The 23,530-nt window shown below is 74.3% G+C and carries 21 protein-coding genes and 2 pseudogenes; 12 read left to right on the forward strand and 11 right to left on the reverse strand.

Annotated elements, in window-relative coordinates; translation table 11 throughout:
* Positions 1–88 precede the first annotated feature (88 nt).
* Entirely contained in the window at positions 89–2,614 is a 2,526-nt protein-coding gene (hrpB, locus tag ACFYON_RS20615; RefSeq protein WP_354867180.1) for an ATP-dependent helicase HrpB, read from the forward strand.
* A 7-nt stretch (positions 2,615–2,621) separates the two neighbouring features.
* Here hrpB and ACFYON_RS20620 read toward each other — a convergent pair whose 3' ends face one another.
* A complete protein-coding gene (locus tag ACFYON_RS20620; RefSeq protein ID WP_357706900.1) occupies positions 2,622–3,347 on the reverse strand; it encodes a protein phosphatase 2C domain-containing protein in 726 nt (241 codons plus the stop codon).
* A gap of 212 nt (positions 3,348–3,559) precedes the next feature.
* Here ACFYON_RS20620 and ACFYON_RS20625 point away from each other — a divergent pair, with 212 nt between their 5' ends.
* Positions 3,560–6,166 (forward strand): glycoside hydrolase family 9 protein, encoded by a 2,607-nt coding sequence (locus tag ACFYON_RS20625; RefSeq protein ID WP_354867185.1) that lies wholly within the window; start codon positions 3,560–3,562, stop codon positions 6,164–6,166.
* Positions 6,167–6,219: 53 nt separating this feature from the next.
* A complete protein-coding gene (locus tag ACFYON_RS20630) occupies positions 6,220–6,540 on the forward strand; it encodes a multidrug efflux SMR transporter (protein WP_184684385.1) in 321 nt (106 codons plus the stop codon).
* A 12-nt stretch (positions 6,541–6,552) separates the two neighbouring features.
* Here the strand turns inward: ACFYON_RS20630 and ACFYON_RS20635 are convergent, their stop codons facing one another.
* Positions 6,553–7,086, reverse strand: coding sequence for a GNAT family N-acetyltransferase (locus tag ACFYON_RS20635; RefSeq protein WP_354867188.1), 534 nt, complete (start codon positions 7,084–7,086; stop codon positions 6,553–6,555).
* Between the two features lie 197 nt (positions 7,087–7,283).
* Between ACFYON_RS20635 and ACFYON_RS20640 the strand changes: the two genes are divergently transcribed.
* On the forward strand, positions 7,284–8,549 hold the full coding sequence (locus ACFYON_RS20640; protein WP_354867191.1) for an MFS transporter: 1,266 nt from the start codon (positions 7,284–7,286) through the stop codon (positions 8,547–8,549).
* A gap of 23 nt (positions 8,550–8,572) precedes the next feature.
* Positions 8,573–9,106 carry a GNAT family N-acetyltransferase gene (locus ACFYON_RS20645; protein WP_354867193.1) on the forward strand — a complete coding sequence of 178 codons (534 nt, stop codon included), beginning with the start codon at positions 8,573–8,575 and terminating at the stop codon, positions 9,104–9,106.
* A 4-nt stretch (positions 9,107–9,110) separates the two neighbouring features.
* Here ACFYON_RS20645 and ACFYON_RS20650 read toward each other — a convergent pair.
* The 4 genes and pseudogenes from ACFYON_RS20650 to ACFYON_RS20665 form a co-directional block, all read right to left on the reverse strand.
* A pseudogene (locus ACFYON_RS20650) lies at positions 9,111–10,166 on the reverse strand (cation:proton antiporter); the annotation flags it as partial.
* A gap of 37 nt (positions 10,167–10,203) precedes the next feature.
* On the reverse strand, positions 10,204–11,178 hold the full coding sequence (locus ACFYON_RS20655; RefSeq protein WP_354867195.1) for a TIGR03885 family FMN-dependent LLM class oxidoreductase: 975 nt from the start codon (positions 11,176–11,178) through the stop codon (positions 10,204–10,206).
* Between the two features lie 31 nt (positions 11,179–11,209).
* The gene (locus ACFYON_RS20660) at positions 11,210–12,622 is read right to left on the reverse strand and encodes an NADP-dependent succinic semialdehyde dehydrogenase (protein ID WP_354867197.1); all 1,413 of its coding nucleotides are present in this window, start codon (positions 12,620–12,622) and stop codon (positions 11,210–11,212) included.
* 12 nt (positions 12,623–12,634) lie between these two features.
* Positions 12,635–12,898, reverse strand: coding sequence for a DUF6343 family protein (locus tag ACFYON_RS20665; protein ID WP_269700639.1), 264 nt, complete (start codon positions 12,896–12,898; stop codon positions 12,635–12,637).
* A 113-nt stretch (positions 12,899–13,011) separates the two neighbouring features.
* Here ACFYON_RS20665 and ACFYON_RS20670 point away from each other — a divergent pair.
* Together ACFYON_RS20670 and ACFYON_RS20675 are read left to right on the forward strand one after the other, a co-directional pair.
* A pseudogene (locus tag ACFYON_RS20670) lies at positions 13,012–13,340 on the forward strand (antibiotic biosynthesis monooxygenase); the annotation flags it as partial.
* Positions 13,341–13,439: 99 nt separating this feature from the next.
* Positions 13,440–14,279: a GDSL-type esterase/lipase family protein gene (locus ACFYON_RS20675; RefSeq protein WP_354867200.1), complete on the forward strand. Its 840-nt coding sequence runs from the start codon at positions 13,440–13,442 to the stop codon at positions 14,277–14,279.
* Between the two features lie 47 nt (positions 14,280–14,326).
* Here ACFYON_RS20675 and ACFYON_RS20680 read toward each other — a convergent pair whose 3' ends face one another.
* The 3 genes from ACFYON_RS20680 to ACFYON_RS20690 form a co-directional block, all read right to left on the reverse strand.
* Positions 14,327–15,061, reverse strand: a complete 735-nt coding sequence (locus ACFYON_RS20680) for an EcsC family protein (RefSeq protein ID WP_354867202.1) — start codon at positions 15,059–15,061, stop codon at positions 14,327–14,329.
* Between the two features lie 39 nt (positions 15,062–15,100).
* On the reverse strand, positions 15,101–15,247 hold the full coding sequence (locus ACFYON_RS20685) for a hypothetical protein (protein WP_166456378.1): 147 nt from the start codon (positions 15,245–15,247) through the stop codon (positions 15,101–15,103).
* A 95-nt stretch (positions 15,248–15,342) separates the two neighbouring features.
* Entirely contained in the window at positions 15,343–16,188 is an 846-nt protein-coding gene (locus ACFYON_RS20690; protein ID WP_354867205.1) for a peptidase M23, read from the reverse strand.
* Between the two features lie 390 nt (positions 16,189–16,578).
* Here ACFYON_RS20690 and ACFYON_RS20695 point away from each other — a divergent pair, with 390 nt between their 5' ends.
* The 3 genes from ACFYON_RS20695 to ACFYON_RS20705 are packed head-to-tail and all read left to right on the forward strand — an operon-like array spanning position 16,579 to position 18,674.
* Positions 16,579–17,499, forward strand: a complete 921-nt coding sequence (locus ACFYON_RS20695) for a PAC2 family protein (RefSeq protein WP_354867207.1) — start codon at positions 16,579–16,581, stop codon at positions 17,497–17,499.
* A 37-nt stretch (positions 17,500–17,536) separates the two neighbouring features.
* Positions 17,537–18,334: an exodeoxyribonuclease III gene (locus ACFYON_RS20700; protein WP_354867210.1), complete on the forward strand. Its 798-nt coding sequence runs from the start codon at positions 17,537–17,539 to the stop codon at positions 18,332–18,334.
* A 25-nt stretch (positions 18,335–18,359) separates the two neighbouring features.
* A complete protein-coding gene (locus ACFYON_RS20705; protein ID WP_354867212.1) occupies positions 18,360–18,674 on the forward strand; it encodes an antibiotic biosynthesis monooxygenase in 315 nt (104 codons plus the stop codon).
* A gap of 56 nt (positions 18,675–18,730) precedes the next feature.
* Here ACFYON_RS20705 and ACFYON_RS20710 read toward each other — a convergent pair whose 3' ends face one another.
* Both ACFYON_RS20710 and ACFYON_RS20715 read right to left on the reverse strand, forming a co-directional pair.
* Positions 18,731–19,591, reverse strand: coding sequence for a class F sortase (locus ACFYON_RS20710; RefSeq protein WP_387187843.1), 861 nt, complete (start codon positions 19,589–19,591; stop codon positions 18,731–18,733).
* Between the two features lie 8 nt (positions 19,592–19,599).
* Positions 19,600–20,178 (reverse strand): hypothetical protein, encoded by a 579-nt coding sequence (locus ACFYON_RS20715; protein WP_354867214.1) that lies wholly within the window; start codon positions 20,176–20,178, stop codon positions 19,600–19,602.
* 83 nt (positions 20,179–20,261) lie between these two features.
* Between ACFYON_RS20715 and trmB the strand changes: the two genes are divergently transcribed.
* Positions 20,262–20,948 (forward strand): tRNA (guanosine(46)-N7)-methyltransferase TrmB, encoded by a 687-nt coding sequence (gene trmB / locus ACFYON_RS20720; protein ID WP_354867216.1) that lies wholly within the window; start codon positions 20,262–20,264, stop codon positions 20,946–20,948.
* A gap of 60 nt (positions 20,949–21,008) precedes the next feature.
* A complete protein-coding gene (locus ACFYON_RS20725; RefSeq protein WP_357706907.1) occupies positions 21,009–23,513 on the forward strand; it encodes a DUF3516 domain-containing protein in 2,505 nt (834 codons plus the stop codon).
* Positions 23,514–23,530: the final 17 nt, after the last annotated feature.

A 23,530-nucleotide genomic window follows, 5' to 3' on the forward strand; every position in this document is an offset into this window, starting at 1 on the left:
CAACGGGTGACGGAGCGGATACGACGTGACCCGGCGTGCGGCGGGGGGCACCTCGGGGCGTGCGGCGGCGCGGTGCGAGAGTGGGTCGGTGCTCGCCGACATCCCGCTCGACCTGCCGGTCCGCCCGGTCCTGCCGGCGCTGATCGACGCGCTGCGCGAGCGCGGTGCCGCCGTCCTGGTGGCGCCGCCGGGCACCGGCAAGACCACCACCGCGCCGCTCGCGGTCGCCGGCGCGGTCACCGGCCGCGTGGTGATCGCGCAGCCCAGACGGGTTGCCGCCCGCGCCGCCGCGCACCGGATGGCCGCCCTGCTCGGCGAGCGGGTCGGCGACCGGATCGGGTACGCGGTGCGCGGCGAGCGCCGGGCCGGGCCGCGTACCCGGGTGGAGGTGGTCACCACCGGCCTGCTGGTCCGTCGCCTGCACCACGACCCGGAGCTGCCCGGCGTGGACGCGGTGCTGCTCGACGAGTGCCACGAACGGCAGCTCGACGCGGACCTGGCACTGGCGTTCAGCGTCGAGGCGCGCGGCACGCTGCGCCCGGATCTCTGGCTGCTGGCCATGTCGGCCACCCCGCAGACCGACCGGTTCGCCACGCTGCTCGGCGCGGGCCACCCCGCCCCGGTGGTACGCGCCGAGGCGGCGCTGCACCCGGTCGAGCGGGTGTGGGCGCCGCCGCCGCGCCCGGTGACGCCACCCGGCGCCGGCCGGGTCCATCCGGCGCTGCTGGACCACGTGGCCGCCACGGTCCGCCGGGCGTTGCGCGAGCACGACGGGGACGTGCTGGTCTTCCTGCCGGGCGCGGGCGAGATCGCCGCCGTCACGGGCCGGCTGGCCGACCTGCGTGACCACGTCACGGTCCTGCCGCTGCACGGCCGGCTGCCCGGAGCCGCCCAGGACGCGGCCCTCACCCCGGCCGCCGGGCGGCGCGTGGTGCTCGCGACGGCGGTGGCGGAGAGCAGCCTGACCGTCCCCGGCGTACGGGTGGTGGTGGACGCCGGACTGAGCCGCGTGCCCCGTACCGACCTGGCCCGAGGGCTGGGCGCGCTGGTCACGGTGCCGGTGTCGCGGGCGGGAGCGACCCAGCGCGCCGGCCGGGCCGGCCGGGAGGCGCCCGGCGCCGTCTACCGCTGCTGGTCGGAGGCGACGCACGCGCGGCTCGCCCCGCAGCCGGAACCGGAGATCGCCACCGCCGACCTGACCGGGTTCGCGCTGGAGCTGGCGGCCTGGGGCACACCGGACGGCGCCGGGCTGGCGCTGCCCGACCCGCCGCCGCCGGCCGCGCTGACCGTGGCGCGGGAGACGCTGACCACGCTCGGCGCGGTGGACCACGAGGGCCGAATCACGGCACGGGGGCGAGCGGTCGCGGCGGTGGGCACGCATCCCCGGCTGGCGCGGGCACTGCTGGACGGCGTGCCCCGGGTGGGCGCCGAACGGGCCGCCCAGGTGGTGGCGATCCTCGGCGAGGACACGCTGGGCGGGACGGGAGACGACCTGCCCGCCCGCTGGCGGCGGCTGCGCGACGGCACCGACCCGGCCGCCACCGCGCGCTGGCGCACCGAGGTACGCCGGCTGCGCGCCGCCCTGCCCACCGACCAGCGCCCCGCCGACCGCGTGAACCAGCGGGAGCGGCTGCCGGACGATCTGGCCGCGGGGCTGCTCGCCGGGCTGGCGTACCCGGAACGGCTGGCCCGGGCGCGGCGGCCTGGCGGGTCCGCGTACCTGATGGCCGGCGGGACCGCCGCGGAGCTGGCGCCCGGGTCAGGGCTGGCCGGAGCGGCGTGGCTGGCCGTCGCGGTGGCCGACCGCTCCCCCGGCGCCCCGGCCGCCCGGGTGCGGCTGGCCGCGCCGATCGACGAGGCGACCGCCCGGGAGGCCGGGGCGGCGCTGCTGCGCTCGGGGCGGGAGGTGGTTTGGTCCGGCGGGGACGTGGTGGCCCGGGAGCTGGTCCGGCTCGGCGCCGTCGAGCTGGTCGACCGGCCGCTGACCGCGCCGGAGCCGAAGCTGGTCGCGGCGGCGCTGCTGGACGGGCTCCGGCAGGAGGGGCCGGGGCTGCTGCGCTGGACGCCGGAGGCGACCGGGCTGCGCCAGCGGCTGGCGTTCTGCCGCCGGGCGCTGGGCGACGACTGGCCGGACGTCTCCGACGCCGCGCTGCTGGCCCGCGCCGAGGAATGGTTCGGCCCGGAGCTGGCCCGCGCCCGCCGCCGGGCGGACCTCGGCCGGGTGGACGTGGCGGCGGCACTGCGCCGGCTGCTGGACTGGCGGCAGGCCGCGCGACTGGACGAGCTGGCGCCGGAGCGACTCGCGGTGCCCAGCGGCTCGCGGATCCGGGTCGACTACGCCGACCCGGCCGCCCCGGTGCTGGCGGTCAAGCTCCAGGAGACATTCGGCTGGCGAGACGTGCCGCGCGTCGCCGACGGGCGGGTGCCGGTGCTGCTGCACCTGCTCTCCCCCGCCGGGCGGCCGGTGGCGGTCACCGCCGACCTGGCCTCGTTCTGGCGCACCGGCTATCCGCAGGTACGGGCGGAGCTGCGCGGACGCTACCCGCGCCACCCCTGGCCGGAGGATCCGACCACCGCCGAGCCGACCCGCCGGGCCAGCCCGCGCGGGCGGTGAGGGCTGGCTACTCCTCGACCACGTCGGCGATCACGACGGTGATGTTGTCCGGGCCACCGGCCCGCAACGCCAGGTCGATCAGCCGGGCCGCGCAGGCGTCGCGTTCCGGCTGCTCGCTGAGCACCTCGGTGAGCGTGTCCGCGCGGACCACGTTGGAGAGGCCGTCGCTGCACAGCAGCCAGCGGTCACCGGCCCGGGGCACCATCGTGGCGTACGACGGGGAGACCTCGTCGCCCTGCAACGCCTGGGTCACCACGGCCCGCCGAGGGTGGCTGCTGGCCTGCTCGGCGGTGATGACGCCCTGGTCGACGAGCATCTGCACGAACGTGTCGTCGCGGGTGACCTGCTTGAGCACGCCCTCGCGGTACAGGTAGGCCCGAGAGTCGCCGACGTGCGCCAGCGCCAGGCAGCTACCGGTGCGGGCGAACAGCAACGCGGTGAGCGTGGTGCCCATGCCCTGGCGTTCCGGATCCTCCTCGACGGCCTGGCGGATCCGCGCGGTGGCCAGCTCGATCCCGCCCTGGAGCGCGGCGACGAGCGCGTCCTCCGGCGTCGCCAGGTCCAGCGGGGCGATCGCGTCGATGGCGATGCGGCTGGCCAGGTCGCCGGCCGCCATGCCGCCCATGCCGTCGGCGACCGCCACCAACCAGGCGCCCGCGTGCTGCGCGTCCTGGTTGCCGCTGCGGATCAGCCCACGGTCGCTCGCTCCGACGGAACGAAGCTTCAGGGTCATGGGTCGCAGCCTGCCAGGTCGAGGGCTCGGATGTCTCTAGGAGATCACTGACATCGTACGTGGCGCGCGGAATCCCCCCGCGCGCGGGCCGCGCACCTCATCGGGCCGGATCGATTGACAGCGACGGAACGCGGTGGAAACATCGGGTTGATATTGGGAGCGCTCCCAGCTTCCGGTCTCCCCCATCACCCCCGAGCACGGAAGGAACCTCCGTGACCCGATCCCGTCGTCGGCTCGCCGCGATCGCGGCTACCACGCTGGCGCTCACCGGCCTCACCGCCGGCCCGGCGAGCGCCGAGGTGCCGCCGGACGCCCCCGAACAACTACGCAACGGCGACTTCAGCGCCGGTGTCTCACCCTGGTTCTCCTACGGCACCGGCGACCTCGCTGTCGTCGACGGCCGGCTCTGCACCTCCGTCGCCGCCGGCACCGCCAACCCGTGGGACGCCGGCATCGGCCAGGACGCGGTGCCGCTGACCGAGGGCGCCGAGTACGAACTGTCCTTCGACGTCTCCGCCACCCCCGGCGCGGCCGTCAAGGCGGTGCTCCAACTCGGCAGCGCCCCGTACACCACGTACGCGAGCGTCGACGCGACCGCCACCGGCACCGCTCGGCACGTCACCACCACGTTCACCTCCCCCGCGGACAACCCCACCGCGCAACTGATCTTCCAGGTCGGCGGCAGCGCCGAGGCGCAGACGTTCTGCCTGGACAACGTGTCGCTGCGCGGCGGGGAGCCGGCGCCGCCGTACGAGCCGGACACCGGGCCCCGGGTCCGGGTCAACCAGGTCGGCTACCTGCCCGGCGGTCCGAAGCACGCGACTGTGGTCACCGAGGCCACCGACGCGCTGCCCTGGCAGCTCAAGTCGGCCGCCGGCGCGGTGGTCGCCAGCGGGCAGACCACGCCGCGCGGCACGGACGCCGCCTCGGCGCAGAACGTGCAGACCGTCGACTTCTCCGCGTACCGCACGCCGGGCACGGGCTACACGCTCACCGTGGACGGCGAGACCAGCCACCCGTTCGACATCTCCGGCGCGCTCTACGACCGGCTGCGCGCCGACTCGCTCCAGTTCTTCTACGCCCAGCGCAGCGGCATCGAGATCGACGGCGACCTGATCGGCGAGGAGTACGCCCGCCCCGCCGGCCACCTGGACGTCGCGCCGAACCAGGGCGACACGAACGTGCCGTGCCAGGCCGGCGTCTGCGACTACTCGCTGGACGTGCGCGGCGGCTGGTACGACGCGGGCGACCACGGCAAGTACGTCGTCAACGGCGGCATCGCCACCTACCAGTTGCTGAGCACCTTCGAGCGGACCAAGACCGCCGAGACCGCCGACGGCGGCGCCGCCCTGGGCGACTCCACGCTGCGGGTGCCCGAGCGCGGCAACGACGTGCCGGACGTGCTCGACGAGGCCCGCTGGGAGCTGGAGTTCCTGCTGCGCATGCAGGTGCCGGCCGGCAAGCCGCTGGCCGGGATGGTCCACCACAAGATCCACGACCGGAACTGGACCGGCCTGCCGCTGCAGCCGCAGGACGACCCGCAGCCGCGCGAGCTGCACGCGCCGTCCACCGCCGCCACGCTGAACCTGGCCGCTGTCGCGGCGCAGTGCCAGCGCCTGTACGCCCCGTACGACGCCGCGTTCGCCGCGCGCTGCGGCACCGCCGCGAAGACCGCGTACGCGGCGGCCAAGGAGCACCCGGCGATCTACGCCTCGGCCAGCGACGGCACCGGCGGCGGCGCGTACGACGACACGAACGTCAGCGACGAGTTCTACTGGGCCGCTGTCGAGCTGTGGCTGACCACCGGCGACAAGGCGTACCTGGCCGACGTCACCGGCTCGCCGCTGCACACCGCCGACGTGTTCGCCGCGAACGGCGCGTTCGGCTGGCAGAGCGTCGCCGCGCTGGGTCGCCTCGACCTGGCCACGGTGCCGAACACGCTGCCCGCCGCGGAGAAGACCCGCATCCGCGAGTCCATCACCGCCGCCGCCGACAGCTACCTGGCCACCATCGCCGGCCAGGCGTACGGGCTGCCGTTCCCGGGCAGCGCCGACGCGTACGTCTGGGGCAGCAACAGCAACCTGGTGAACAACGCGATCGTGCTGGCCACCGCGTTCGACCTGAGCCGGGACGCGAAGTACCGGGACGGCGCGGCGCAGGCCGCCGACTACCTGTTCGGCCGCAACGCGTTGAACATGTCGTACGTGACCGGCTGGGGCGAGCAGCACGCCCGCAACCAGCACAGCCGCATCTTCGGCCACCAGCTGAACCCGGACCTGCCGCGCCCGCCGGCCGGTTCGCTCGCCGGTGGTCCGAACGCCGCGCTCCAGGACCCGTTCGCGGCGAACCTGCTCGCCGGGTGCGCGCCGATGTTCTGCTACGTCGACGACATCAACTCGTACGCGACGAACGAGGTGGCGATCAACTGGAACTCGGCGCTGGCCTGGCTCGCGTCGTTCCTGGCCGACCAGGGTGACTCCGGCGCGGTGCCGGCGCGGTCCTGCGCGGTCAGCTACACCACGCACGGGAGCTGGCCGTCCGGCTTCACCACCCAGGTGACGGTGCGCAACACCGGCACGACGGCGGTGAACGGCTGGAACCTGCGCTGGGCCTTCCTCAGCGGTCAGAAGGTGAGCCAGTCCTGGTCGGCGCAGGTCGGCCAGAGCGGCGCCACGGTCACCGCGAAGAACCTGTCGTGGAACGCGAAGCTGGCGCCCGGCGCCAGCACCACGTTCGGCTTCAACGGCGTCTCCTCCCCCGGCCCCAACCCCGACCCCGGGCTGGTCACGCTGAACGGAAAGGCCTGCACGGTCTCCTGACCGGCTTTCCCGCTCCAACCGGGCGCCATCGCAGGACCGGGTACGGTCCTGCGATGGCGTACCTGTTCCTGCTCGGCGCGATCACCGCCGAGGTGATCGGCACGAGTCTGCTCAAGGCCACCGACGGCTTCACCCGGCTCTGGCCCACGCTCGGCCTCGCCGTGGCGTACCTGTCCGCGTTCGGGTTGCTCTCGCTGGCCGTCAAGGACATCCCGGTCGGCGTCGCGTACGCGATCTGGTCCGGGCTCGGCACCGCCGCCATCATGGCGATCGGCGCGGCGTTCCTGGGCGAGCCGCTGAGCGTGGCGAAGGTGGTCGGCGCGGGACTGGTCATCGCCGGGGTCGTGGTGCTCAACCTCGGCGGCGCCCACTGAGCGCGGCCCGGCTCAGCCCGGCCGCCCCGCCGGGCGCGGGACGGGGCGGCGCATCGCGATCCGCTCGGCCGGGTCGAGGCCCAGCGCCGCCTCGGCGGCCAGCAGCTCGATCAGGCCCGCCGTCAGCTCCGTCCCGCTCAGCTCGCGGAATCCGCACCGCACGTAGTAGGGCCCGTTCCACGGCACCGAGCGGAACGTGGTCAGCGTCAGCGCCGGCAACCCCTGCGACGACGCCCACCCCGCCACCCGGTCGAGCAGACGCCGCCCGATGCCACGCCGGGCGTACGCCGGATCGACGCTGAGCTGCTGCACGTGCGCCGCCCCGTCGACCACATCGGCCAGCACGAACGCGATCGGCCGGTCGGCCGGGTCGGTCGCCACCCACAGCCGGCCGGCGCGCTGCCCCGCGGCCAGCGCCTCGACCGGCAGCGGCGGCATGTCGGCCACCAGGGTCATGCCGATCTCCCGGAACGGGGCGCCGGAGGCCACCTCGATCCGCTGCACCTCGGTCAGTTCCTCGGCCGTGGCGATCCTGCTGCGCTCCACGGCGCCGACACTGGCAGAGCGGGGACCGGCAGGCGAGCGGATTTCCCGCACCGCGCTCGATCCGGGTGTTTCGGCGGTGACCAGCGGCGGCGACGCCCCGGCGGGCTCGCGGTGTGACAGGCGTCGCCCCGAGCGGGGCTCCGGGCCAGCCGGAACAGTCCTAGCGTCGATCCCATGGCCCTCGCCGGACCCCGCTGATGGGAAGCGTCTCGCCGCTTCCGCCGCCCGGGCCGCTGCGCACGCTCGCGTACGCCACGCTGGTCAACACCCTCGGCGCAGGGCTGTGGCTGGCGGGCGGGGCGCTCTACCTGACCCGGGACGTGGGCCTCTCCGCCACCTCGGTGGGCGCCGGACTGACCGTCGCCGGGCTGGTCGGGCTGAGCGCGAGCGTGCCACTGGGCGGGCTTGCCGACAGGTGGGACCCGCGTACGCTCCGGGCCGTCCTCCAGGTGGGCCAGGCCGTGGCCGCGCTGGCGTACCTGCTGGTCGGCTCGTTCCCGGCGTTCCTGGCGGTGGCCGTGCCGGAGGCGCTGCTCGCGGCCGGCAACCTGGCGGTACGGGCGGCACTCGTCGCCGCGGTGGGCGGCCCGGACGGCCGGGTGCACGCCTTCGCCACGCTGCGCGCGGTGGCGAACCTGGGCATCACCGTCGGCACCGCGCTGGCCGGGATCGCCCTGGCAGTGGACACACACCGGGCGTACCAGGTGCTCATCGTCGGCAACGCGGCCACCTACCTGCTCTCGGCGGCGCTGCTGCTGCGCCTGCCGCCGCAACCGGCCGCCGACGGCGCACGACGCACGCCGGGCACGCTGCGGCGCGGCGGGCGACCACGGCGCGGCGGACCGCTGCGGGACGGACGGTTCCTCGCGGTGAGCGGCACGTCGGCGGTGCTGAGCACGCACGCGACGGTGCTCGTGCTCGTCGTGCCGCTGTGGACGGTGAACCGGGCCGGCGCGCCGCCACCGGTGGTGTCGGCGGTGCTGCTCGTCAACACGGTGCTCACCGTGCTGCTCGCGGTGCGGCTGAGCCGGGGCGCGGAGCGGGCCGCACCGGCCGCCCGGAAGCTGCGCCGGGCGGGGCTGGTGCTCGCCGCGGCGACACCCCTGTACGCCGTGACCGGCGTCCTGCCGGTGCTCCCGGCGGTCGTGCTGCTGCTCGTCGCCACCGCGGTGTGGACGGTGGGCGACCTGTGGCACGGCGCGGCCGGTGCGGGGCTCGCCTACGACCTGGCCCCGCCCGGGGCGATCGGGGCGTACCAGGGCGGGGACGGCCTGCTCGCCGGGCTGGCCCAGGCGCTCGGCCGTGGCCTGCTCACGCTGCTGGTACTCGGCGGAGGTCCGGCCGGCTGGCTGGTGCTCGGCGGGGTCTTCGCCGCCGCCGGGCTGGCCGCCCCGGCGCTGACCCGCCGCGCGGTGGCGAACCGGTCGGCGCCGCAGGCCCGACCCGCCGGCGTGCCCGGCTGAGCGCGGTGTAGCAGCATGGCGGGATGACCGACCAGTCCTCCCTCACCATCCGCCCGGGTGGACCCGGCGACGCGCCCACGCTGCTGCGGCTGCTCGACAGCGCCACCGCCTGGCTGGCCGAACGCGGGCGTACCGACCAGTGGGGCGCCGAGCCGGCGTCGATCGACCCGCGCCGCATCGCCCAGGCCGACGCGTGGGCGGCCGGGGACGGCCTGCACCTCGCCGAGATCGACGCGACGGTGGTGGGCGCGCTCGTGGTGGGCGCGGCCACCGACTATGTGCCGCCGGCCACCGAACCGGAGCTGTACGTGAACCTGCTGGTCACCGACCGGGCGTACGCGGGGCGTGGGGTCGGTGCGGGGCTGCTGGCGTACGCGGCGGAGCTGGCTCGCGCACGCGGTGTGGGCCTGCTGCGGGTGGACTGCTTCCGCAGCCCGGACCGGGCGCTCGTGCGGTTCTACGAGCGCTGCGGCTTCACCGCCACCGAGCCGTTCACTGTGGAGCGGCCGGGCCGCGAGCCGTGGACCGGGCAGGTGCTGGAGCGCCGGGTCGGCTGAGTCAGCCGGCCCAGCCGATGACGACCGGGAACTGCACCGGAGGCGCCGGGTCACGCCGGCGGATCCGGGGCACGAGCCGGGCCAGGTAGGTGGCCGGGAACACCCAGACGAACCGGGCCAGGAAGACGGCGGCCAGCACCGCGGCGGTGATCGCGGCCAGCGAGCCGAACGGCTCGTCGATGTCGCGGACCACCTCCGGCAGTTGCAGGCCGACCAGCAGGAAGACCAGCCCTTCCAGCAGGAACCGGATGAGCCGCCAGAACGCGGTCACCTGCAGGCGGGAGGCGGCCGACAGCAGCGTGGGCAGCTTGTGCCCGATGCCCAGGCCGGTCACCACGACCGCGACCACACCGGAGGCGTGGATCTCCTCGGCGGCGAAGACCACGGCGAACGGCACGATCAGCGACAGCGCGTTGTCCAGCACCGGGTCGGTGATGCGCTTGTGCAGGTAGCCGAAGACCACCACGCCGAGCAGGCCGACCAGGATGCCGCCGCCGGCCGCGACGACCACCTCCCGGGCCACGTCGCCGACGCCGACCCCGCCGGTGGTGGCGGTCGCGGCGACGATCGCCACCCGCAGCAGCACCAGCGCGGTGGCGTCGTTGACCAGGCTCTCGCCCTCCAGGATGGTGACGACCCGCCGGGGCAGGCCGACCCGGCGGGCCACCGCGGTGGCGGCGACCGCGTCCGGCGGCGCCACCACCGCGCCGAGCGCCAGGCAGATCGCGTACGGCAGCTCGGGCAGGAACCAGTGCACTACGGTGCCCACCGCGAACGCGGTGAAGACGACCAGCCCGACGGCGAGCAGCAGGATCGGCCGCAGGTTGAGCCGGAACGCCGGCACCGACGTCTCCAGCGCCGCCACGTAGAGCAGCGGCGGCAGGATGCCCACCAGCACCAGGTCCGGGTCCAGCCGCACGTGCGGGAAGAACGGCAGGAAGGACAGTGCGAGGCCGAGCACCACCAGCAGGATCGGCGCCAGCAGGCCGAGCCGGCGGGCCAGCGCCGCGCCGAAGGTCGCGATGGCCAGGAAGACCACGACCTCGAACAGAGCATCCACGACCGTCGAGCTTATGTGCCGGCGGCCCGGTGTGGGATCAGGCGGCGGAGCGCAGCTTCGGCAGCACCTCGGCGCCGAACGTGTCGATGAACGCGCGCTGCTCCTGCCCGACGTGGTGCAGGGCGATCTGGTCGAAGCCCAGCGCCATGTACTCCTCCAGCCAGCCGATGTGCCGGCCCAGGTCGGCGGAGACGTTCACGGTCTCGGCGACCTTGGACATCGGCACGTCGGCGCTGGCCACGTCGAAGTGCTCGGGGGTTTCCAGGTCCCAGCAGACCGGCGGGGCGAACACGTTGCTGCGCCACTGCTCGTACGCGATCGCCTCGGCCTCGGCCTGCTCGGGCGCCCAGCTCACGTGCACCTGGAGGTGCAGCGGGCCGCGTCCGCCCGCGTCCCGGTAGGCGTCGATCATCTGGCGCAGATGCTCGACCGGCGCGTTGACGGTGATCAGCCCGTCCGCCCACTCGGCGCACCAACGGGCGGTGGCGATGCTGACGGCGGCGCCGACGAGCGCGGGCGGCTCCTCCGGCCGGGTCCACAGCTTCGCCCGGTCCACCGTGACGAGCCCGTCGTGGCTGACCTCCTCGCCGGCCAGCAACGCCCGGATCACGTCGACGCACTCGCGCAGCCGGGCGCTGCGGACGTCCTTGTGGGGCCAGACCTCGCCGGTGATGTGCTCATTGGCCGCCTCACCGGTGCCCAGCGCAGCCCAGAACCGGCCCGGGTACATGGCACCGAGCGTGCCGATGGCCTGCGCGATGATCGCCGGGTGGTAGCGCTGGCCGGGCGCGTTCACCACCCCGAAGGACAGATTCGTGGCCTGGAGCGCCGACCCGAGCCAGGACCAGGCGAAACCGGACTGGCCCTGCCGCTCGCTCCACGGCGAGAAGTGGTCGGAGCACATGGCCGCGTCGAAGCCGGCGCGCTCGGCGTGGATCACCGCCTCCAGCAGCCGGGCCGGGTGGATCTGCTCGTGGGATGCGTGGAAGCCGAACGCCGTCATGGTCGCCACTCCTACCCGTGACGGCGTCCGGCCAATCGCCCTACTCGGAGTGCGCGCCCGCGCCCGCGCCGGCCTGCCCCTCGCCGATCCACACGGTCTTGGTGTTGCAGAACTCGCGCATGCCGGCGGCGGACAGCTCGCGGCCGTACCCGGAGTTCTTCACGCCGCCGAACGGCAGCCCCGGGTAGGACGTGGTCATCCCGTTGACGAACACGTTGCCGGCGTCCAGGTCGACGGCGAAGCGCTCCTGCTCGGCCGGGTCGTTGGTCCAGGCGTTGGAGCCGAGGCCGAAGCTGGTGCCGTTGGCGACCTCGATCGCCTCGTCGTACGAGCCGACCCGGTAGAGCCCGGCGACCGGCCCGAACACCTCCTCGCTCCACATGCGCATCTCCGGGCGCAGGTCGGTCACCACTGTCGGCGGGTAGTACCAGCCGTCCCCGGCCGGCTTCTCGCCGCCGCAGAGCACCGTCGCACCCTGGTCCACCGCGTCGGTGACCTGGGCGTGCACCTCGTCGCGGCCGCGCTCGCTGGCGAGCGGGCCGACGTCGGTGTCGTCGTCCATCGGGTCGCCGACGCGCAGCGCCGCCATCCGGGCGGCGAACTTCTCGGCGAACGCGTCGAAGACGTCGGTGTGCACGATGAACCGCTTCGCGGCGATGCAGGACTGCCCGTTGTTCTGGCAGCGGGCGGTGGTGGCGACCTCGGCGGCGGTGTCCAGGTCGGCCGAGGGCATCACCACGAACGGGTCGCTGCCCCCCAGCTCCAGCACCGTCTTCTTGATCTCCCGACCGGCGATCTGGGCGATGGACCGGCCGGCCGGCTCGCTGCCGGTCAGCGTGGCGGCACGGACGCGTGGGTCGCTGAGGATCCGGTCGACCGCGTCGGAGCCGACCAGCAGCGTGGTGAAGGCGCCCTCGGGGAACCCGGCCCGGCGGAACAGGCCCTCCAGGTAGAGCGCGGTCTGCGGCACGTTCGAGGCGTGCTTGAGCAGGCCGGTGTTGCCGGCCATCAGGGCCGGGGCGGCGAAGCGCATCACCTGCCACAGCGGGAAGTTCCACGGCATCACCGCGAGCACCGGACCGATCGGCTGGTACCGCACGTACGCCCGCTTCGCCTTGACCGCGGCGGCGTCGGCGGGCTCGTCGGCGAGCATCCCCGGCGCGTTGTCCGCGTAGAAGCGGCAGGCGGTGGCGCACTTGGTGACCTCCGCCTTCGCGGCGGCGTACGTCTTGCCCATCTCGGTGGTCATCAGCCGGGCCGTCTCGTCGCGCTCGGCGTCGAGCAGGTCGGCGGCGGCGGTGAGCCACCGGGCCCGCTGCGCGACGGTGGTGTCCCGCAACTGCCGGAAGGCGAGGTCGGCCCGCTCGATCGCGGCGTCGATCTGCTCGTCCGACATCGCCTCGTACGTCTTGAGCACCTGTCCGGTGGCGGGATTGGTGGTGGCGATGGGCATCTCGTCCTCCTGTCACTCGAACAGCGAGTGCCGCACGCCCGGTTCCTCCCGGCGGCGCGCGGCGCGGCGGCGCTGGATCACGACCAGGTCGACCACCGCCACCACGGCGAGCAGCGCGCAGACGACGCCCAGCCAGGCGATGCCGGCGGCGAACGCGAGCACCGCGAAGACGGTCATCACGACCAGACCGAACGTCGCCAGCGCGAGCCGCAGGTTCAGCGCGCTGTTCGCGTGGCCGACCGTGCCACGGGCGCGCCGGGGTTGTGATCGGGTCATTCCTGGGGCCTACCCCGGCACGGGCAGGGCTAACCGGCAGCTACCGGCACGACCCGGGGACGTACCGGTGATGCGGGACACCCGGCGGGCGGTCGCCGGATGCGGCCGGCGGGCAGCACACCCGGGTGGAGCGGCGCACCGGGGCATCGAGGGCTGGTTCGACCCGCCGGTGGACCACGTGGTCGAGACGTTCGGCGAGCCGGAGCCGTCCGCGCCGCCGCGCTGGAAGCAGGCGGTCACGATCTGGCTGGCGTTCTTCCCGCTCAGCCTGGTCGCCACGCTGCTGACCACGAGGTTCCTGGCCGACGTGCCGCTGGCCGGCCGGACGCTGCTGATGACGCTCGTGCTCACCCCTCTGATGACCTACCTGGTGCTGCCCCGGATCACCCGGTTGCTGCACCGGTGGCTGCACGGCCGGCCCGCGCCGGCACGACAGATGTGAACGACGGTGGTCGATGCCCGATAGCCGACAGAACCGCCGCCGGGACCCCACCGGGGCATAGGGTCGACGCGCCCGTTGCCGCCGCCGGACGGGGGACCGATGAGACGCTGGATCGCCGCGCTGGCCTGCCTGGCGGCGCTCGTCGCGCTCGCCTGTGACGGCTCCGGCGACGCGTCCCCCCGGCCCTCCGGCACGCCCCGCCCCGGCGAGCCCCGGGTGCTGGCCGCGCTTGGCGACTCGGTCACCACCGGCTACGGCTCCTGCCTGGTGCTGGTGAGCTGCGAACGCAACTCCTGGTCGACCGGGGACGGCCTGCGGGTGGAGAGCGTCTACCGGCGGCTGCGCGCCGACGCGCCGGGGCTGCGGGCGTACAACCGGGCCGTGCCCGGCGCCCGCGCGTCCGCGCTGACCGGCCAGGCCCGGTCGGCGGTACGCGACAAGGCCGACCTGGTCACCGTGCTGATCGGGGCGAACGACGCCTGCCGGGGCGACGTCGACGACATGACGCCCGTCGCCACCTTCCGCGACCAGGTCGACGCGGCACTGGGCGTGCTGCGCGAGGGCCGCCCCAAGGCTCGGGTGCTGGTGGTCAGCATCCCGGACCTGTACCGGCTCTGGCAGATCGGCCACACCGAGCCCCGCGCCGTGCGGGCCTGGTCGCGGGGCGTCTGCCCGTCGCTGCTGGCCGACGCCACGTCGAGCACGCCCGCCGCGGTGGCCCGCCGGGCCCGCGTCCGGGACCGGATCGAGGCGTACGACGGGCAACTGCGCGCCGCCTGCCGGGCGTACGGTTCGCGCTGCCGCTGGGACGGCGGCGCGGTGCACCGCCACCGCATCGCCCTGGACCAGGTGAACGCGCTCGACTGGTTCCACCCGAACGCGGCCGGGCAGGGCCGGCTGGCGGAGGTGGCCTGGAACGCCTCCGGCTGGGCGAGCTGACCGGCCGGCGTCGGCCGCCCCGGGGTGGACGGCCGACGCGAGGCGGGTCAGGGCTGGCGCGGACCGGGTAGCCGCTGCTGGCCGGCGGTGCGGTAGAGGGCGCGCGTCCGGTCGGCCAGCTCCTTCGTCGCCGACGAGTTGGCCCAGGTGCCGAGCACGATCGCAGCGCCGGGCACGACCTTGGCGAACATCCGCTTGGCGGCGCGTACGCCGGCCATCCGGGCCAGCCGGACGCCGAGCTGGAGCATCACCCGGCCCAGCGCCCGGTCACCGGCGGAGCCGAACAGCGCGCCGGCCCGTTCCCGGCCGGCGGCCACGCCGAGCGCCAGGCGGGCGGCCTGGGTGGCCTTGTGCACCCGCTGGAGCACCAGCAGGTCGGTGGCCCGCTCGGGGTCCGTCGGGTCGGCGCCGTAGGCGGCCGCGACGTGCAGCACCAGCCGGGCCTGGGTCCAGGCCAGCACGCCCACGTCGATCACCGCGCCGGGCAGCCCGGCCGCGCCGGACACGGCGCCGGAGAGCCGGGCGTGGTTGACGAACTTGCGGACCGCCTGGTCGGCGAGCTGCTCCGGTGGCACGTCGGGCCGCAGCGCCCGCTCCCGGGCGGCCCACTGCGCGGCCTCCGGGCCGAGCCGGCGTACCGCTTCGAGGGCCAGGTGCTCCGGCGCGTACTGCGGGTCCGCCCGCATCCGGTCCCACAGCTTGGCCGGTGGCGCCTCGGGCACCTCCAACGGCGGAACGGGGGCGGCGTTGGGCTCCCCGTCGACGGGGGCGGGGTCGGTCACGAAGGGCTCCGGAGGCTCGTACGGCGAGGGCGACGCGGGTCAGCGCCGGCGCGACTGCAGCCGGGTCGCGATCTGCCGCAGCCGGGCCTGATTCTCCGGCTTGGACATCTCGCGCCGGCCGCGGTCGACCAGCTGCTGGCCCCGCGGCGACCGCAGGAAGGCGGTGATCCGTTGCATCAGCGACATGAGGGTCCTCCCGTCCCGCGGTCCCCTTCATGTGTACGCGGGACCGGCAAGCCCTTGATACCCGAATCGCCCCTTCGGCAACCACCCCGTCCGGGTCAGCCCAGGATCTCGGCCACCACCTCGCCGGCCCGCCACTCGTGCTGGGCGTACGCGTCCGGGAACGCGGAGATCTGCACCGCCTGCGCGGCCACCGAGATCGGCAGGTTCTGCCAGCCGGGGATCTCCTTCAGCGCGGACAGGAACGCCTTCGTCGCGTACTCGGGGTCCATGAGCTGCTCGACGGTGCCCCAGCCGCTGCTCGGACGCTGCTGGAACAGCCCGACCGAGTCGTGGTCCCAGCCGATCGCCTGGTGCGGGTAGCTCTGCGACTCGGGCAGCACGCCGCTGGCGTAGTTGAGCAGGGTGCTCTCCTGCATGGCGGTCGCCACCGCGATGACCAGGGCGCGGCGCGGCATGCCCATCTTCTGGCCGGCCTGCACGATCTTCTTGGCGTTGTTCATCTGGGTGCGGTCGAGGCCGGCGACCGGGACGATCTGCCGGACGGGCTTCTTCGGCTTGGGCTTGGCGGTCGCCTTCGGGCTCGCCGTCGCGGACGGGCCGGCGCTGGGGGTGGCGGGGGCGGTGCTCGGACGGGCCATGGCCCGGGAGGCCGGGTCGACCGCCGCGCGCTCGGCGACCTCCGCCGAGGGCGCCGGGCTCGCGGCGCGCTCCGGAGCGCCGGAGTCGGCCTGGCTGACGCCGACCAGGCCGAGGCAGCAGGCCGCGCCGGTGGCGACCGCGAGCTTCGTCCGGCCGGGCCGGGGGTTCGTGGGCGCCCAGAAGCGGGTACGCGGGAAGAGCCGCCGGAGCACCGTCGACCGGTTGATGGAGGGGGTATCGTCCGAACGGTCACCCGGGCGGCCGGAGCCGAACGGGTCGTCGAGGTTGCCGTCGTTACGCATCCGACGAGGCTAGACAGGGCAAACCGGGATCACCCAGGCCTATAGAGTGGCCCTCACCACATTCTGGTCCACGCGAAACGGACAGGTCGCGTCGGCCTCGGCCCGCAGGGGACGAACCTCGGCAACCGGGCCAATCGCCCGGCCGACGGTGGGCCTACCGGGCCGGGCACGAACGTCGCAGACCTCCCGGTCCCACCCGATGATCGACTAACTCGTCCGTTCGGACGATCCGGATATGGGTCGGCGGACCGGGGCGTAGCCGAATCGTGATCATCATCCGGGCATCGGACGTGGCCGTAACGGAATGGACCACCCACCCCGGTACGTTGGCCGAACCGGGGAGGCCGCACGGTCGGCGCTCCCCCGTACGCGTCGACAGGAGGACCACCGGTGCTCGATCCACACGAGCTCTACGAACTCACCGACGAGCTGCCCGAGCTCGGCCAGCCGGTGCTGATCCAGGCGCTCACCGGCTTCGTCGACGCCGGCAACGCCACCCGGCTCGCCCGGGAACAGCTACTCACCTCGCTCGACGCCCGGGTGATCGCCCGCTTCGACGTCGACCAGGTCTTCGACTACCGCTCCCGCCGCCCGGTGATGACGTTCGTCGAGGACCACTGGGAGTCCTACGACGCCCCGGCGCTGGAGCTGCACCTGCTGCACGACGACGACGAGACCCCGTTCCTGCTGCTCACCGGCCCCGAGCCGGATCTGCAGTGGGAGCGTTTCGTGGCCTCCGTCGCCGGGCTCTGCGCCCGGCTCGACGTCCGGCTCACCGTCGGGCTCAACTCGATCCCGATGGCGGTGCCGCACACCCGGCCCAGCGGCGTCACCGCGCACGCCACCCGCAAGGACCTGATCTCCGGGCACGAGCCGTGGCTGCAGAAGGTGCAGGTGCCGGCGGGAGTCGGGCACCTGCTGGAGTTCCGCCTCGGCGAGCAGGGGCGCGACGCCCTCGGCTTCGCCGCGCACGTGCCGCACTACGTGGCCCAGGCCGAGTACCCGGCCGCCGCCGAGGCGCTGCTGTCCGCGGTGTCCCGCAGCACCGGACTGCTGCTGCCGGTCGAGGATCTGCGGACCGCCGCCGAGGCGGTCCGGGTCGAGATCGACCGTCAGGTCACCCAGACCGAGGAGGCGGCGACGCTGGTCCAGGCGCTGGAGGAGCAGTACGACGCGTTCGCCCGCGGGCGCGGCGAGAAGAACCTGCTGGCCGGCGAGACCGGGCCGCTGCCCACCGCCGACGAACTCGGCGCCGAGCTGGAACGGTTCCTGGCCGAGCAGACCCGCCCCGGTGACAACCCGGAGCGCTGACCGGGCGGGGCGGGCGGGGATGCGGCAGGGTGGAGACATGCGTCTGGCGACCTGGAACGTCAACTCGGTGAAGGCCCGCCTGCCCCGGCTGCTCGACTGGCTGGCCACCACGAAGCCCGACGTCGTGTGCCTGCAGGAGACCAAGTGCCCGGACGGGGCGTTCCCGGTCGCCGAGGTGGGCGAGCTGGGTTACGAGGTGGCCAGCCACAGCGACGGGCGGTGGAACGGCGTCGCGGTGCTGTCCCGGGTGGGGCTGGCCGACGTGACCGTCGGCTTCCCGGGCGAGCCCGGGTTCCCCGAGCCCGAGGCCCGCGCCATCTCGGCCACCTGCGACGGGCTGCGGGTCTGGTCGGTGTACGTGCCGAACGGCCGCACGCCGGACGACCCGCACTACGCGTACAAGCTGGCCTGGTTCGCGGCGCTGCGCGACGCCCTGGAACCGGAGGTGGCCGGTCCCCTGCCGGTGGCCGTCTGCGGTGACTTCAACGTCGCGCCCACCGACGCCGACGTGTGGGACCCGGCGCTGTTCGTCACCTCCACCCACGTCACCCCGGCCGAGCGGGCCGCCCTGGCCGCGCTGCGCGACCTGGGGCTGGAGGACGTGGTGCCGACGCCGATGAAGGGGCCGCACCCGTTCACGTACTGGGACTACCGGGCCGGGATGTTCCACCAGAACAAGGGCATGCGGATCGACCTGGTGTACGCCAGCGCGTCGTTCGCCCGCGCGGTCCGCTCGGCGTACGTGGACCGGGAGGCCCGCAAGGGCAAGGGCCCCTCCGACCACGCCCCGATCGTGGTGGACGCGGACCTGGCGCCGGCCGTCGAGACGTTCTGAGCCCGGCGCTGGTTAGGGTGGACACATGGCTGTCGTGAAAATCAACGCAATCGACGTCCCGCCCGGTGCCGGCACGGAGCTGGAGAAGCGGTTCGCGGCACGGGCCGGCGCGGTGGAGAACTCCCCCGGATTCCTCGGCTTCGAGCTGCTGCGCCCGGTCGCCGGGGACACCCGCTACTTCGTCTACACCCGCTGGGAGAGCGAGGAGGCGTATCAGGCGTGGGCGCAGGGCCCGTCCCGGGCCGCGCACGCCGAGGGCGGCGAACCCCGCAAGCCCGTCGCCACCGGCGCCACCCTGCTGGAGTTCGAGGTGGTCCAGCAGGTCCCCGCCAAGCCCTGACCCCACCGCGTCGATCATGAAGTTGGCGGCGGGAAGGGCCGGCCAGGTGAGAGCGGTCAGCGGGTGAGGGACGCGAAGACGATCACGTTGTCCTGGTAGCCGGTACGGCCGCCCACCCACTCCCCGCCGCAGGTGATCAGGCGCAGTTCGGCCGGACCCGAGTCGCCGTAGACCCGCGCGGCGGGCAGGTTCGCCTTGTCGAAGTACTCGACGCTGTCCACCGTGAAGGTCACCACGCTGCGGTCCGCGCGGGTCACCTGAATCCGGGCGCCGGGCTTGAGCGAACGCAGCCGGTAGAACACGGCCGGGCCGCTCTTGGTGTCGACGTGGCCCACGATGATCGCCCGGCCCGGGTCGCCGGGCACGGCTCCCCTGTCGTACCAGCCGGTCTGGTCGTGCTCGGTCAGCGGCGGCACCGCCACCGAGCCGTCCTTCGCCTGCCCGACCGGGGTGACCGGCGCGTTGACCTTGATGGCCGGCACCGCCAGGCGTACCGGCCGGCTCGCCGGCTTCCGGACCGGGGCGGCGGCACTCACCGCGGGTGCGGCGACGCGCGATTCGCCTGAGCCGGTGGACGCGTCGGCGAAGTCGAACGGCCCGGCCGTGCGGCCGAGCCCGGCCCCGGTGGCGAACACGCCGGCCAGCACGAGCACCACTGCGAGCGGCTTCGACCAGGAGCCCCGGCCCCGGTCCCCCCTGCCCGGCGGCGCCGGTGGCTCGGCCGGCGGCGGCCCGGCGGGCCGTGGGCGCAGGGCCGGCGGATCGGCCGACGGCGGGTACCACGGTCGCGGCGCGGCGGGCGGTGGGCCGGCCCGGGACGGGCGGGTGGCGTCACTCGGTGGGGCGGCCGGTGGGGCGAGGAACGGCCGGCCGGAGCGCCGGGATCCGGCGGGCGGCGGGAGGAAGTGCTCGGCCATGGCCGGCCTCAGCGTCCCGCGGCGCCGCGAGCCTGCCGGCGGGACGCGGCCACGCCGAGCCCGGCGCCGACCACCGTCACCGCCAGCCCGACGGGCACCAGCAGGCCACCGAGCCCGGGGCCGGCAGTGCCGCCGAAACCGGTCGCCGGGCCGCGGCTGGGCAGATGGCTCGGCCGGTTCGGCTGCCGGGTGGGCTGGCCCTGCTTGATCACCTGGAGCATGGTGGACGCGGTCTCCCCGCCCGGGCATTCCAGCTTGACCCGGTAGTTGCCGGGCCGGGTGCGCTCGTGCACCATCGGCGAGGCGGTGAGCAGGCCGCGCTGCGGCTGCACCTGGATCTTGCCGAACGCGTCCGAGGTCGCGATCGCCGGTACGAAGTTGTCCCGGCAGCTCGCCCGGATGCCGACGAGGTAGCCGGGCGAGACGGTGCCCGGGGTTACCTCCACGAAGATCACGTCGGCCGGGGGCTGCTCCGGCACCGGTTCGACCGCGCGCGGCGCGGCCTGGGCGGACGCCGCGCCGGCCAGCGGGGCGGCGCACGCGGCGAGGGCGACCAGCAGCGCCTCACGTACCCTGAACGACCCCATGACCCCTCCCGGCGTACGGGATGAATCCTCTCACCCCCGGCCGCACATCACATCCGATCCGGGTGACGTAGGCTCGGGTCGTTGTGACCCTCACCGACCTCCCCGCCGCCCGCATCCGCACCTTCCATCCGCGTCGCGGGCGGATGAGCGACCGGCAGCGCGACGCGCTTGAGCGGCTCTGGCCCGCGTACGGCCTCAGGATCGCCGCCCTCGACGGGCCGTGCGATCCGGCGGCGCTGTTCGGACGGCGGGCGCCGCTGGTGCTGGAGATCGGCTCCGGCATGGGCGACGCCACCGCCGCCATGGCGGCGGCCGACCGGGACCGACACTATCTGGCGGTCGAGGTCCATACGCCGGGAATCGCCAACCTGCTCGACCTGGTCGAACGGCACGGCCTGGACAACGTGCGGGTGGCCGAGGGGGACGCGCTGGACCTGGTCCGGGCCATGCCGGAGGGCTGCCTGGACGCGGTGCACGTCTACTTCCCCGACCCGTGGCCGAAGACCCGCCACCACAAGCGGCGGATCATCCAGCCGGCGCACGTGGCGCTGCTGCGCTCCCGGCTGGCGCCCGGCGGCACGTTGCACTGCGCGACGGACTGGGCCGAGTACGCCGAGGCGATGCGCGAGACGCTCACCGCCGACCCGGAGCTGGTCGACGTGCACGGCGGCTACGCGCCCCGGCCCGAGCACCGGCCGGTGACGAAGTTCGAACGCCGCGCGCTGACCGCCGGCCGGGAGGTCTTCGACCTGATCCACCGGCGGCGCTGAACCCGGTGCGCTGAACCCGGTTGGCGCGGCGCGGTGGGATCCAGGCACGATGGGAGCGCCATGACTCTCACCGCCGCGCTGCCGAAGACCGCCGACCCCGACACCCTCTACGACGCGTTCGCCTCCTGGGCGTCCGAGCGCGGCCTGAACCTCTATCCCCATCAGGAGGAGGCGGTCATCGAGATCGTCTCCGGCGCGAACGTGATCATGAATACGCCCACCGGCTCGGGCAAGAGCCTGGTGGCGATCGCGGCGCACTTCGCGGCGCTCGCCGACGACCGGACCTCCTTCTACACCGCGCCGATCAAGGCGCTGGTCTCGGAGAAGTTCTTCGCGCTCTGCGAGGTCTTCGGCGCGGAGAACGTCGGCATGCTCACCGGCGACGCCAGCGTCAACGCGGACGCGCCGATCATCTGCTGCACCGCGGAGATCCTGGCGAACCTGGCGCTGCGTGAGGGCCGCCGCGCCGACGTCGGCCAGGTGGTCATGGACGAGTTCCACTTCTACGCCGAGCCGGATCGCGGCTGGGCGTGGCAGGTGCCGCTGATCGAGCTGCCGCAGGCCCAGTTCGTGCTGATGTCGGCCACGCTCGGCGACACCACCCGCTTCGTCGACGACCTGGCCCGGCGCACCGGGCGGCCGACCGCCGTCGTCCGCTCGGCCGAGCGGCCGGTCCCGCTCCTCTTCTCGTACGCGACCACGCCGATGCACGAGACCCTGGAGGAGCTCCTGGAGACCAAGCAGGCCCCGGTGTACGTCGTGCACTTCACCCAGGCCGCCGCGCTGGAACGCGCCCAGGCGCTGATGAGCGTGAACGTCTGCACCCGCGCCGAGAAGGACATGATCGCCCAGGCGATCGGCAACTTCCGGTTCACCTCGGGCTTCGGCAAGACGCTGTCCCGGCTGGTCCGGCACGGCATCGGCGTGCACCACGCGGGCATGCTCCCGAAGTACCGCCGCCTGGTCGAGACGCTCGCCCAGGCCGGCCTGCTCAAGGTCATCTGCGGTACGGACACGCTCGGCGTCGGCATCAACGTGCCGATCCGTACGGTGCTGTTCACCGGCCTGAGCAAGTACGACGGCACCCGCACCCGGCTGCTCAAGGCCCGCGAGTTCCACCAGATCGCCGGCCGGGCCGGGCGGGCCGGGTTCGACACGCTCGGCCGGGTCGTGGTGCAGGCCCCCGAGCACGTGATCGAGAACGAGAAGGCCCTCGCGAAGGCCGGCGACGACCCGCGCAAGCGCCGCAAGGTGGTGAAGAAGAAGCCGCCGGAGGGCTCGATCGGCTGGGGCGAGCCGACGTTCCAGCGCCTGGTCGAGGCCGAGCCGGAGCCGCTCACCTCCAGCTTCCAGGTCAGCCACTCGATGCTGCTCAACGTGATCGGCCGTCCCGGCGACGCGTTCGCCTCGATGCGGCACCTGCTCACCGACAACCACGAGGACCAGGCCGCCCAGCGCCGGCACATCCGCCGGGCCATCGCCATCTACCGGGCGCTGCGGGCCGGCGGTGTGGTCGAGGAGCTGCCCGAGCCGGACGAGACCGGCCGCCGGGTGCGGCTCACCGTCGACCTCCAGCTCGACTTCGCGCTCAACCAGCCGCTGTCACCGCTGGCGCTGGCCACCATCGAACTGCTCGACCGCGAGTCCCCGTCGTACGCGCTCGACGTGCTCAGCGTGATCGAGTCGATCCTGGACAACCCGCGCCAGGTGCTGTCCGCACAGCAGTTCAAGGCCCGCGGCGAGGCGGTCGCCGCGATGAAGGCCGAGGGCATCGAGTACGAGGCCCGCCTCGAACTGCTCGACGAGGTGACCTGGCCCAAGCCCCTCGCCGAGCTGCTGGAGGCCGCGTACGAGATGTACCGGCAGGGCCACCCCTGGGTCGCCGACCACGAGCTCTCCCCCAAGTCCGTGGTCCGGGACATGTACGAGCGGGCCATGACGTTCACCGAGTACGTCCAGTTCTACGGGCTGTCCCGGTCCGAGGGGCTGGTGCTGCGCTACCTCGCCGACGCGTACAAGACGCTGCGACAGACCGTCCCCGAGGACGCCAAGACCGAGGAGCTGGTCGACCTCATCGAGTGGCTGGGCGAACTGGTCCGCCAGGTCGACTCCAGCCTGATCGACGAGTGGGAGCGGCTGCGCAACCCGTCGGACGTGGCCGAGGTGGCCGCCTCCCTCGACGACCGGCCACCTGCTGTCACCCGCAACGCGCGGGCGTTCCGGGTGCTGGTGCGCAACGCGATGTTCCGCCGCGTCGAGCTGGCCGCGCTGCGCCGCTGGGACCTGCTCGGCGAGCTGGACGCCGGCGACGGCTGGAACGCCGACGCCTGGGCCGACGCGCTGGAGCCGTACTTCGAGACGTACGACGCGATCGGGGTGGGGCCGGACGCGCGCGGGCCGGCGCTGCTGATGATCGAGCAGGGCCGCGACACGTGGACCGTACGGCAGATCCTGGACGACCCGGACGGCGACCACGACTGGGGCATCAGCGCCGAGATCGACCTCGCCGCCTCGGACGAGACCGGCGCGGCGGTGGTCCGGATCACCGACGTCGGCCAGTTGTAGCGGCGGCGCGCTGAGGC

This window comes from Micromonospora sp. NPDC005686, from assembly GCF_042871665.1.
GTDB lineage: Bacteria > Actinomycetota > Actinomycetes > Mycobacteriales > Micromonosporaceae > Micromonospora.